Origin of the sequence: Flavobacterium sp. N502540, from assembly GCF_025947365.1 — a bacterium.
Lineage (GTDB): Bacteria > Bacteroidota > Bacteroidia > Flavobacteriales > Flavobacteriaceae > Flavobacterium.
This window is the reverse complement of record NZ_CP110012.1, coordinates 4,878,300-4,890,611: the sequence shown is the minus strand read 5'-3', so window position 1 is coordinate 4,890,611 and position 12,312 is coordinate 4,878,300. Positions and strand designations below refer to the sequence as shown.

Genomic DNA, 12,312 nt, shown 5'->3' with positions numbered 1-12,312 from the left:
AAGTCAAGATAAGTTATTTTCTTAACTGAACTTATATAACATTTAAGATTTAATTTTTAAGCTTGTTTTTTGTGAAAGAAATAATGTTATTTTAGCTGAAGATTTGTAATGTTAAATAGTGCATTTAATTTTACAAAATATAACTAAAATATAAGTGATTTTATGAATAAAACACTTTGGGAGAAGGTTTTAGCATTTAGTTTTGATCAGCCAAATGATCAATATGGGTTTTCAACAAGATTAGCACTAGAGAATCATTGGACGATTCATTTTACTCAAAGTGCCATAATTGAATATAAAAAGTTTCTTTTTCTGGCTGCGACCAATAACGAAATGGTTTCACCTTCAGCGATTGTTGATATTGTTTGGCATCAACACTTAATTTTTACTAATTCTTATTCTGATTTCTGTGATTTATTAGGAAAGAGGATCGAACATATTCCCTCAACTCATAATAGATCAGAATTTGATAAGTTTAAAATAGCAAAAGAAAGAACAAAGGAGCTTTATGAAGTTAATTTTGGTCCACAGTTAGCTGAAATTTGGCATTATCATAATGAATTAGATTCTTTGCATTTAGAGAGAAGTAAATATGAAATTTTAAAACTTAGGAAAAACTTTTTAATCTATACCATCGCTCTGTCATTTCCGGTGTGTTTGGCAATCTTTTCATTTTTAATAAAAATTAATAATCCTAATTTCCTTATAGTATATCTTTTGCTTTTTGTTGTTGTAATTTTATTCTTGAAATTTTATGTCCGAAAAAGTTTTCTTTTACTATATGATAAAATTAAGAACAACTTCATTTTGCAGAATCTTACGGCACTTGAAATGGTATTTTTTAAAGAAAACAAACGGGATGCTGTCGTTCATGGAGTGGTGAATAATTTGATTATAAATCATAAAATTAAGATTTTAACAAATGATAGATTAGAATTAATTGATGAAAGTTTTGTTGAAAATAGATATGAGAACTGTATTGTCGAGATTATGAAAGATTTTGAGCCAATGTCTTATAAGGAATTATGTAAGACTGCCTTGCAAAAACCTATTTTTGAGCAACTTCAGAAAGCAACTTATAGAATAAGAAACAGAATTTTTGATTCGAAAGAATTTGCAAATGTAGTGATCGTTGTGATGAGTATTTTAGGATTCTTGTTAAGCATTGGTTTTAGCAGATTCATAACTGGAGTTTGGAGAGGTAAACCTATTACATTTTTACTTTTTGCCATTATTCCTTTGGCTTTAATTTCATTGTACTATATCAATCAAGTCTTGAATTTAATGTTTACAACTATTATACCTTCTGTTTTCGAAGATAAGGCAAGGATAGTAGCTGCATATGAAAAGAATTGGGAATGGGATTATTTTCTTTATGGAAATATAGTATTAGCAAGTTCATTCTTGCCATTGATTAATTACAATACAAATTCGGTTTCTCCAAATAATTTAACTAGTTCAGGATCATGTGGGACTTCTTCATGCGGGACTTCTTCTTGTGGAACCTCTTCTTGTGGAAGTTCTTGCGGTTCTTCATGTGGAGGGTGCGGTGGTGACTAAAAGAAATCATTTTAAATAAAAACAAACATTCCGTCCCAGAAATCTGAAACGGAATGTTTTAATTAAAAAAAAAACTCAAGTAATAACAATTGTTATGAGTGCTTTTACTGCTTGTGCAGATTATTTTTTAGAATACTCCAATATAATGGTTTCCTGCTTTGTTTACCAGTTTAGCTCCTTTAGTAACAGCTCCTGTTGGGATATCGATAACGTAAATGTTTCCGTCTTTTCCAACTGGTGTAACCGCTAAGTAAAGCTCATTTCCATCCACTACAAAACCTTGGTACTGACCAAAATCTATAGCTGCGTCATAAGCAATACCTTCTACTTTTTTAGCCGTTTTAGCATTTAAATCTACTCTTGCAACAAATCCTTGTTTTCCTGTTGCGGTTTGCGTGTAAAGTACATAAGCAATTCCGTTTCCTGCATATCTCCAGGCATCAATATAAGATCCTTTTATGCCTAATGCAGCATCAAGGCTGATCACAAATGAGTCATCATATTGATTGTTTTGGTTGATTCTTACGATATAAGAACCTCTGTTGGTATCTCTTTGGGTAGCCTGATAAATGTTACCGTCAGTTCCTAAGAAGCTGTTGAAGCTACGGAAACCGCTTGTATCTCCAAAACCAACTTTTGAAGAAATAATTTGTGGATTGGCTAATGATGGGTAATCTACTACAACAGATTTGGCACCTAAACGGTCATAGGTAGTTTCGATTTGTCCTGTAGTTGGATTCGTTTTGCGCAACCATGTCCCGATAATCACTTTGTTTCCTGCTTTGTTGATCGTAGGAGCATCTAAACGGAAAATATGGTGTCCCAGAGCTTCTTCCTGAGGGCTTAATGGAAGTTCATACTGATCGTATTTTGAGATACGAATACCTTTAAGGTCTAAAGCAAGAACGGTAGCAGTACCTCTTGTATACAGGTAACTTTTGTCTGGATTTGTTTTAATTACGGGAGCAGTTACATTTACAGCTACACCGGTTTTGTCTCCGTCAAAAAGTTTATTCCATCTTGGAGATGTTCCGGCATATTGAGAAATGTTTACGGTCGTACCTGATTGTGTAAAGTTTTTAGCTCCATTTACGGTATAGGTCATAAATTCTCCGCCATTAGCTCCGGTATAAGTAATATTGAAAAGAGTTTTTCCGTCTACAGACGATTGCAAACGAGCGGTTCTGTTGGATTGTACCGGCATACCATCTGCATAAACATTAATCGAATAGTTTGGATCTTTGGCGTTTTTCTTTGTAACGGCATAAACCATAGTTCCTCCGTTTCCGTCTCCGGGATTTTCCTGCATTAATGCGCCCGAAACCGTAATCCAACGATCAGTTGTTTCCGGATTTATAGGATCGGCACTTTTCTCATCATTGCTGCTACAGCTTGTAGTCAATGAAAATGCACCTAAAACTAGACCACATGTAAATAGTTTAAACATATTTTTTCTCATATTCATTGTATTAAAAATTAGATATTAAAAGTTATTAAGGGTATAATTCAGTTTTAGATAAAAAGCACGTCCGGGTTTTTGAACAGCGTAATTATCGAAAACCTGTTTATCAAAAATGTTTTTGGCATCAATACTTACCACAAATTGTTTGTTCGGAAAAACATAACTCAAGCCTAAATCCTGTGCAAATTGCGCTGGTGTTTTAGAATCCGGTACATCAATCCAAATTGTTGGAAATGGATCTACGTAACCAAAGTTGTAGTACAAATTCAGTTGTGATTTCTTTTGTATCAGTTCTTTAAAGTTGTACTGAACGTTTCCGTTTACGGTAAAGAAAGGTTCATTTGGGATTTGTCTGTTGTAAAAATCCAGCTCCTTCCCATTATCATCGTATTTCTTTTTGTATAAGGAGTTGAATCTTGACAGGTTCATCGATACAAACAAACGGTCGTTATAGCTATAATTAAAGGATGCTTCATAGCCAATCGATTGCGCACGTCCCAGATTATCAAACGGTAAAACTTGTATGGCATCATTAACTCTGTCATTCGAGACACGAACAATTCGATCTCGGGTATTTCTCGAAAAACCTGTTGCAGCAACCGAAATTTTGTGCGTATTTATGGCGTAAGGTCCAAATTGTAATCCTAAATTGAAATTGTTGCTTTGTTCCGGTTTTAGATTGGGGTTAGCCAGTACATTGTCACTGGGTCTTCCAAATATTTCAGTTGCATTTGGTAATCGGATGGCTTTTTCTGCTGATGCCGTAATCATAAGGGCAGGAGTAAAAAAGTAGGAAGCGGCCAGTCCGTATCCAAATAGAGGAGTTGTACTTTTGGTCATCTTTTCCACTACTGTGGTTTGCCCATTTTGTGTGAGCAATTCCGGTTTTCTGTGGTTTACTTTTTGCTCGTAAAACTTACCGAAAATATTGGTTCTCAGGCGTGAGTCAAAAGCCTGCATTTCGTAGGCCAGGGAAGTAACCGTTTTTTGTAAATCAGATGTTGCTTCAAAATCTCTTTGAAATTCCGGTTTGATTAAATCGTCTTCATTTCTATCCAGTGTATAGAATAAATTACTGAATATAAATCTGTTTTTTTCATTTAGATTATAAGTCAATACGGTTCTGGAGCTTAGCACATTTTCTGAGATAGTATTGATTGTTGGTGCACCTTGTTGTGCCCCCGCATAAGATAAAAGAGGTTTACCTGTTCTTAAATCTATTACTTTTTCACCAAACCAGTTGTAAACCGTTCTGACGGTATCATTTACGACCTGATGTTTACCGCTATAGACCGTGTTGGTCGAGAAATCCAGTTTTTTAAAGAGGAAATCTTTTTTAGAGTAATTCAGACTTAAAACAGTAGCATCAGCTTCGGAGAAACGGCCTTTATAAGGTTTTGTCATGTATTGACCGTGCTGAATTTGATTGTGATCTTCAGAAACATTTAACCCAATTAGAAAATTGTCAGCCCATTTGACATTGGTAAAACCGGCTTCAAATCTTCCTCCGTATGATCTGTATCGGTTCTCGAAACGTTTAACTCTTACAGCTTCACGAGTTCCGTCCGGTGCTATATTGTAAATAAATCTTCCCCATACTTCATAATCGTTATCAGAGTAATTATAGAACCCGGATCCTTTTAGGGTAAAACCGGATTTGTCACGATAGGTTGTGTTAAAGTTCGATTGAATGGTATTAAAAGAACCGTAGGAAGCAGAGGCATTCAGTGTATTTTTAGCGCCTTTTTTCAGAATCACATTGATAGCTCCACCCAAGGCGTCATCGGCTAGCTCTGCCGGAGTCACTCCTTTGTACACTTCGATGCGTTCAATTAGGGCAGGTGGTATACTGTTAAGGCTAAAGGAAGAACCATATGTATCTAGTGGGATTCCGTCAATAAAAATTCGGATAGCGTTTCCGGACATTCCATTCAGATTGTAATTTACGCTTGAACCTAATCCTCCGTTTTGTCTGATTCGTACACCCGCAGAGCGGTCAAGTAATTCATTCGTTTGTATATTTCTGGTGGCCGCGTCTTTAGTTTCTATCACATTGACAGAGAAACCTTTGTTCATAATTTCTCTTTTTACCGATGTCTTTTTTACAACAACCTCTTTTAAGGCTTTTGGATCATTTGATTTTTCCAATGAGATATTTACCTGAGCAGTAGGACTGTTTAAAGTTACCTTTACTGTTTTAGTTTTCGCTTCAAGTGATGTAATTTCGAGAGTGTATGTACCGTAAGCAACATTTTTAATTTCAAATTGACCGTTGTTACCAACTAAGGCAAACTTTTGAGTTCCGGCAATTGTAACTGAGGCGCCGAATGCAGATTCAGAATTTTCAAAAGTAACTTTTCCTTTAATATTCCCATTTTGGGACCAAACTGAAAAATGAACGAATGTCAACAACAACAATAAAAACCTCATGATTTATGTACTTCTTAAATAGAAATGCAAAGCTAAATCATTGTTTATATTTAATCTAAATAAAGGAATTAGAAGATCATTAGAATTGCATTAGAAATTCTAATGTTGGAATAAATTTAGATTTTGGAGTCTAAGAATCGGATGTGTTTTGTACTATAATACTTTTTAAATTACAAAGGTCAAAATTGAGAATAGTTCAATGTAAAGTTTGTTATTCTATGCTTATGGTTGATAAACAGTTGTTTGTGTTTTGATGTAATAGTACATAATAATTTCTTAATTTTGAAATGGATTATTGTCAAAATAAGGACAGTTTTTTGAAATGGCTTTAGTTTGTTTTATAATCGTTTGTCTCTAATTTCTTCCAATTATGCTTTCTTTTCAAACCAACCATCAGGAATTTGTTCCGGCCGAAGCATTACAAAAAAGCATAAAGTGCTTTTGGTATGATAAGATCGATTATGGGAAAATACAATCGAACTTTGAAGTAATACCGGATGGCTATGCTGAAATTATTTTTTATTTTGGAAATGAGCTTCGTATTTCTTCTAGTGGAGTTTTGAAACCGCTGACATCACCATTTATGATAGGGTTACTCCATCAGCCTGCTGTTTTTAATTCTGTTAATTCGCTTGAAATTATTGGGATCAGGTGTTATCCGTGGATGGTTTTTGACCTGCTTGGATTGTCTTCTCAAAAGGGTAAGGAGGGAGTACAGGTTTTTGAGCATCCTATTGCTAAACTTCAGTCTGGTTTGAACGATTTGATAGCTTCACACAAAATTGAAGAGGCAATTGCTAAAGTCGAAGACTATTTTTTGACAATAGTAGCAAAACCGGGCACTAACACTTTGTTGTCTAAAGCTGGTGCCGCCATGAAAGTGGCCGGAGGAAGTATATCGGTTAGGGAGGTAGCCGCAGCTTCTCATGCCACAATACGTACTTTAGAAAGAAATTTTAAGCAATCATCAGGTTATACTATTAAAGATGTTTCGACTGTCATGCGCTTCGAACAGGTTCGTAACCGATTATGGCTCGAGCCCAATTTAAGTATTGCAAGTTTAGCGCAGGAATTAGGTTATACGGATCAGTCTCACTTGATCAGAGAATTTAAACGTTACAGCGGTACCACACCGGGTGCATTTGCACGAAAAGCAAAACAACAGCTGATAAACCGTGATTTTGTCGCATTTATACAATCCTAAAATAATCGGATAGCAGAATTTTGTCATTCTTAATTTAGAAGATAAAATGATGTTATTAAAAGATAAAAAAGTAGCCATTATTGGTGCAGGACCAGTTGGTCTTACTATGGCAAAATTATTACAGCAAAACGGAGTAGATGTTACCGTTTATGAAAGAGATTTAAATGCTGAAACCAGAATTTCCGGTGGAACACTTGATCTTCACAAAGGTTCAGGACAAGAAGCTTTAGCGCAAGCTGGTTTATTGGATAATTATTTTGATAAGGCAGTACCAATGGGAAGAACAGTAGCTGATCCTCAAGGAAATGTTTTATTTTCTAAAACAACAACCGAAGAAGAACGTTATGATAATCCCGAAATTAACAGGAACGATTTAAGATTATTATTGCTTAATAGTTTGAAAAGTGATACTGTAATCTGGGACAGCAAGTTTACCAATCTTAAAGCTGACAGCGTAAAATGGCTTCTGGAGTTTGAAAACGGGACAAATGCGATTGCCGATTTTGTTATTGGAGCTAATGGAGGAATGTCTAAAGCCAGAAAATTGATCACACCTGCTACAATCGAGTATACCGGAACATTGATGATACAAGGCGAGGTGCTTTGTCCGGAAACATCCTGCGAGAAGTTCAATAGATTGTGTAACGGCACTATACTTATGACTTCCGGAAAAGAAGGTTTATTGGTTGCAAATCCAAAGAATGGCAAAGTATTAAGTTATAATATCATTTTCAAAAGTCCGGAGGAGTTTATCAGGAAAGATGGAGCTTTTGAAAGTACGGATGGTATTCGAAAGTACCTTTTAAATCGGTTTTCTGAATGGGACGAACGCTATAAGGAATTACTGGAAGCTACTTCTTCTTTTGTTTTATGGCCAACGCGAAAGATCATTTTAGATTGTCATTGGAAAAAAGAGCGTCCGTTGCTTATCACACTCATTGGAGATGCGGCACATATTATGCCTCCTTTTGCGGGTCAGGGGGCAAATATAGGATTATTAGACGCCCTAATTTTATCGAATAATCTGACCAATGGAGAATTTGAAACGATAGAGGAAGCAATAACTGATTATGAACAAAAGATGTTTGTTTATGCAACAGAAGCACAGCTTGAGACGGCAACTAACGAAATAGCAATGCAGAGTCCTGATTTTTCTTTTTTGGAATTTTACAGGTAATTTTTTGATTTTATTTTTATAAAGTGTCGTGTAATAAATAGCCACGAATTCACAAATTTTTTAAGCATACAAATTAGAAAGAATTCGTGAATTCGTGGCTGATTTTTTTAAAGTTATAGAGCAAAGAAAGGAATTCGAAATAGTTAAAAATGATTCATTATTAACGCTTTGAAGGGATAAAAGTCTGCATTATCTGCTAAATCTGCGTGAAAAAAAACACTCATAACAAAGTATCTTCGACAGTTTAAAGTTTAGCCTTGAATTTTTTGATTTTGAAATTTTACAGGTAATTTTTCTGATTTTATTTTATTAAGTGTCGTGTAATAAATAGCCACGAATTCACAAATTTTTTAAACATACAAATTAGAAAGAATTCGTGAATTCGTGGCTAATTTTTTTTAAGTTATAGAGTAAAGAAAGAAATCCGGAATTATAAAAAAAAAGAGCTTCATTATTAACGTTTTGAAGGGATAAAAATTTGCATTATCTGCTAAATCTGCGTGAAAAAACACTCGCAACAAGTATCTTCAATAGTTTAAAATTTAGTCTTGAATTTTTTTATTTTGAAGTTCGAGGATTTGACTAATTTTCCATTATCGGTGATCATGACACAGCTATAGTCGGGATATTTTTTTAAAAGAAGAAGTCCTGCTTTTTGTCCTAAAACCATAAGAGAAGTACTTAACCCATTTGCAGTTTCCGCATTTGGACCAAAAACAGAAACACTACACAAACCAGTAGCAGGATATCCGGTTGCGGGATTGATGATATGAGAGTAACGCTTGCCGTTGAAAACAACAAACTTTTCATAACTTCCGGAGGTGGTCACAGCACCATTGTTTAACGGGACAACGGCAAACAAAGTATCAGGATGAAAAGGATTCGTCATGCCAATATTCCAGTCTTTTCCATTGGGTTGTCTCCCCCAGGCAGTCATATCGCCTGAACCGTTTACAATTCCGGCTTTGATGCCTTTTGCAAGCATTATATTTCGGCATTTATCGGTCGCATAACCTTCTCCTAAAGCGCCAAATCCAATTTTCATTCCTTTTAATTTTAGGAATACGGTCGATTGAACGCTGTCGAGGATAATATTTTTGTAACCTACTTTTTCTACAGATTTTTTGATGGCCTCGGCCGAAGGCATTTCTGTCATCGATCCGTCAAATTTCCAGATTCGATCCATTGCGGCAAAACTGATATCGAAACCACCTTTGGTAGCCTCTGAAAATTGTAATGCTCTTTGGGTGAGTTCAAAAACTTCACGATCTACCTTTACAGGGCGGATTCCTGCATTTTGATTGACCTCAGAGACTTGTGAATCAGATTTCCAGTCGGAGATCAGATTTTCAATTCGTGTGATTTCAGCAATTACAATATCGATATTCTGTTCTGCGGTAAGGGAGTCTTTTGCTACAATCGAAATGTCAAAGCGTCCCCCCATAAGCAAAGTGGTTCTTTTTCGCAGAACCTGTGCAGTACTGGTTAGGCTCCAAAACATTACCAGTAGCATTAAAGAGTGAGTATGGATCGCTTTTTTGATTGACATTGAAATTTGTTTTATGTTTTAAAGAGGCCTAAAATTGATGTTGCGATGCATTAAAAGCAATAATTCACTAGTAACAATCGCTTAGCAATTGGCCATTTTTCTTGTATTCCGAAAGATTCTTGACATTTCTTTCCAGGCATAATTGGTCCAGAACTGCTTCTACATCCTGCTGCATGGCAAGTGAACCGCAAATCATAATAACACCGCCTTTTTGCAATAAATTGATAAAGAAATCGGCATCGCGTTTGATGAGATCCATCACATAAAAATGTTCGTTTTCGCGGGACAAAGCCAGATGAAAACTGTGCAGTTTTTGTTTCTGAATCATTTCAGCGGCAAACTTTTTATAGCCTGAAACTGTTTCCGTTTCCATACGGAATCCTGAATACAAGTGAGCTTCTGTCTTGGCTTTATTTTGCTCAATCATTCCAAGAAAAGGAGCAATACCTGTTCCGTTTGAAATAAAGGCTGCCTGAGGTATTTTTTTAGGAAAATGGAACGCTTTATTGTTGATGATTCTGGCTTTTATCACATTTCCGGGTGCCAGAGCGTTTAGAAAACCTGAACCTAATCCGTGTGGATGTAGTTTTACGACCAATTGTATGTTTCCGGAATGACTTCCGATCGAGTAGAGACGTTCCCTGCTGTCGTTAGCCGGATAAATAGCCAATAAGTCACCAGAAGTAAATTTAGCCCTCATGTTGGCGCGCAAGGTGATCAGGAAAGTCTGCTCGGTTTCGGAAATAAGCGTTTTGTCCAGAACCATTAATTTTTGTAATCCTTTCGGAACATGATTGTAAAGCGAAGGGGTTGTCGACAATGGAATTTGCATCTTAGCACTCCACAATCTGATCCAGCTGACAAATTCGACTGCTGATTTATCATTTACCGTCTGAACTTCCAATAAACGTTCTGCCCAATTTTGATTTTCTAACAGTTTGTCAATTTCGAAAGCAAAACCGCAAAAATCAGGATAGGCTTTGGAGCCGAATCCTACTACAGAATAAGTGATTTTTTGCTGTTGCGGGTATTTCTTTAAAAGGGATATAAATTTATTTCCATTCGAAGGCGCATCTCCTAATCCGTGTGTAGAGGAGAAGACAATCAGATGTTCTGCTTTTGGAAAAGCAGTGTAGCTGTTCAATTCAGTGATAAATGCTTTTTTGCCCTGATCGATTAATTGTTTGAGAATGGCATTGGCAAATCGTAAAGAGCTTCCATTTTCAGATCCTACCAGTAGTATAAATTCACTTTCATTGGCTTTGAATTTATTTTTGATTCGGCTGGATCTTCTTTTTAAAGTAATTGCAAAACCCGAATAGATAAAAAAGAGGATATTAATACTGGCAATGGCAAGTATAAAAGCCCAGATTCCATTAGCTCTTCCGGTATGAAGATCAAGGCTTAAGTCTGAAAACTGAGCCGTTATCGGAGAAAGTTTTTTTCCAACAATAGCACCGGTTACCTGATTGACTTCGATTTCACGGTCTTTTAATTCGATGATGTAATATTCTTCCGGATCATCTGTAAAAGGAAATTCAATTTGTCTGACGTCCGCCAACAGAGTATGTTTGAAAACAGAAGTTTCTTTTTCTTCTTTAGAAATAACAGCTTTGACCATTTTGACTTTTTCCTGATCTTTTTTATCCATGAAGAAATTGAATTTTTCCAGAGATAAATAAGTTCCCGTAAGTGCAATAATCAGAATCGGAATTAGTGCCAGTCTTCCCAGAACAACATGATAGTATTGTGCGAAATACTCTTTAACTACTTTAGAGAAAAAATTACGAATGCCTCTTTGTCTGTTTAAAACCAATGCAAAGCCTGAAATTGCAATTAAAACAAGTAAAAAGGAAATAACACCAACAAAAAATCGTCCTGTTTCATGAAGAAATAAAGAACGATGGAATCCGGTAACCCATTGAATAAATTCGCTTTTTTTCAGGGGCGTTCCTAATTTTTTACCGGTTTTAGGATCAATATAAGCGTTAATGTCATTACCATCTTCATCGATAGCCTGTAGGGTTACAAATTGATTGTGATCGACATTTATGGTAGTGATTTCAGAATAGTTCTTTTTGAGTACGATAAGGGCTTCTTCCAATGTGATCTTATCAAAATTCTCAGCCCGATAGGGAAGTGTTTTTTCCTGCATCGCATCAACAGCCAATATGGTACCTGTTGCCGAAGCGAGGATTAAAAATAAAGAAGAGAATAAAGCAAGAGCCAGGTGCGCGTAACGCCAAAAAGAAAGAGTCATTGAATGTAATCTATAATGTAATCAAATGTAAGCGTTTTTTGCCACAGATTAAAAGGATCTGATTTTGTTGAAACGAGTAGAATCTGTGGCTATTTTTTTTAAGAAATTAATTTAGTAAACTGTGCGATTACTATAATTAAATTTTGTTTAATCTTACATATCTGATATAACCTTTTCCTTCTGTCTTGTTTGCCAATCCTTCGGTAGTAAGTGGAATTTCCAAATCACTTACATAATATTTCTGATCTTCTACAGCCGATTCAAATCTTAGTTTATATCCTTTGTTGATTTTAGAATCTTCAATTTCAATGGTGGTAATGCTGCGGTCTCCACCCGTAACAGAAGCTCCTGTTTTTGCACTGATGTCAGCAGGTTTTGCAGTTTGAAATTTATTCCATTCTTTCAATGATTTGTACCATTTTTTATCGTCACCCATTACATAAAGTGTTTTCTCATATTCTCCTTTTGGATTGATAAGTGAAACAACGATGTAAGCGCCTTCTCCCATATAATTAGCCATTTGAAGCATACATTTGTATTTGCTTTGTGCTGCAGACTGAAAAGAGATTAAGCAGATTAGTGCCGCTGTAAGGGCTATTTTAAATATTGATTTCATTTTTTTAGATTGTTAGATCTTTAGATTGTTAGAACTTTAGATTGTTAGAACTTT

The 12,312-nt window shown here is 35.6% G+C and carries 8 protein-coding genes; 3 read left to right on the top strand and 5 right to left on the bottom strand.

What is annotated here, in order from left to right; all coding sequences use genetic code 11:
- The first annotated feature begins 162 nt into the window (after window positions 1-162).
- Window positions 163-1,560 carry a glycine-rich domain-containing protein gene (locus tag OLM58_RS20360; RefSeq protein ID WP_264530396.1) on the top strand — a complete coding sequence of 466 codons (1,398 nt, stop codon included), beginning with the start codon at window positions 163-165 and terminating at the stop codon, window positions 1,558-1,560.
- Window positions 1,561-1,687: 127 nt separating this feature from the next.
- Here the strand turns inward: OLM58_RS20360 and OLM58_RS20355 are convergent, their stop codons facing one another.
- Together OLM58_RS20355 and OLM58_RS20350 are read right to left on the bottom strand one after the other, a co-directional pair.
- Window positions 1,688-3,019 carry a hypothetical protein gene (locus OLM58_RS20355; protein WP_264530395.1) on the bottom strand — a complete coding sequence of 444 codons (1,332 nt, stop codon included), beginning with the start codon at window positions 3,017-3,019 and terminating at the stop codon, window positions 1,688-1,690.
- A 24-nt stretch (window positions 3,020-3,043) separates the two neighbouring features.
- On the bottom strand, window positions 3,044-5,452 hold the full coding sequence (locus OLM58_RS20350) for a TonB-dependent receptor (RefSeq protein ID WP_264530394.1): 2,409 nt from the start codon (window positions 5,450-5,452) through the stop codon (window positions 3,044-3,046).
- 370 nt (window positions 5,453-5,822) lie between these two features.
- Here OLM58_RS20350 and OLM58_RS20345 point away from each other — a divergent pair, with 370 nt between their 5' ends.
- Window positions 5,823-6,656, top strand: a complete 834-nt coding sequence (locus OLM58_RS20345) for a helix-turn-helix domain-containing protein (protein ID WP_264530393.1) — start codon at window positions 5,823-5,825, stop codon at window positions 6,654-6,656.
- 46 nt (window positions 6,657-6,702) lie between these two features.
- The gene (locus OLM58_RS20340) at window positions 6,703-7,833 is read left to right on the top strand and encodes an FAD-dependent oxidoreductase (RefSeq protein ID WP_264530392.1); all 1,131 of its coding nucleotides are present in this window, start codon (window positions 6,703-6,705) and stop codon (window positions 7,831-7,833) included.
- 535 nt (window positions 7,834-8,368) lie between these two features.
- On the opposite strand, the gene OLM58_RS20335 is transcribed toward OLM58_RS20340, so the two are convergent.
- From OLM58_RS20335 to OLM58_RS20325, 3 genes are all read right to left on the bottom strand, one after another.
- A complete protein-coding gene (locus OLM58_RS20335; protein ID WP_264530391.1) occupies window positions 8,369-9,382 on the bottom strand; it encodes an FAD:protein FMN transferase in 1,014 nt (337 codons plus the stop codon).
- A 67-nt stretch (window positions 9,383-9,449) separates the two neighbouring features.
- Window positions 9,450-11,642 carry a PepSY domain-containing protein gene (locus OLM58_RS20330; RefSeq protein WP_264530390.1) on the bottom strand — a complete coding sequence of 731 codons (2,193 nt, stop codon included), beginning with the start codon at window positions 11,640-11,642 and terminating at the stop codon, window positions 9,450-9,452.
- Between the two features lie 136 nt (window positions 11,643-11,778).
- Window positions 11,779-12,258: a DUF2271 domain-containing protein gene (locus tag OLM58_RS20325; protein WP_264530389.1), complete on the bottom strand. Its 480-nt coding sequence runs from the start codon at window positions 12,256-12,258 to the stop codon at window positions 11,779-11,781.
- Window positions 12,259-12,312 lie beyond the last annotated feature (54 nt).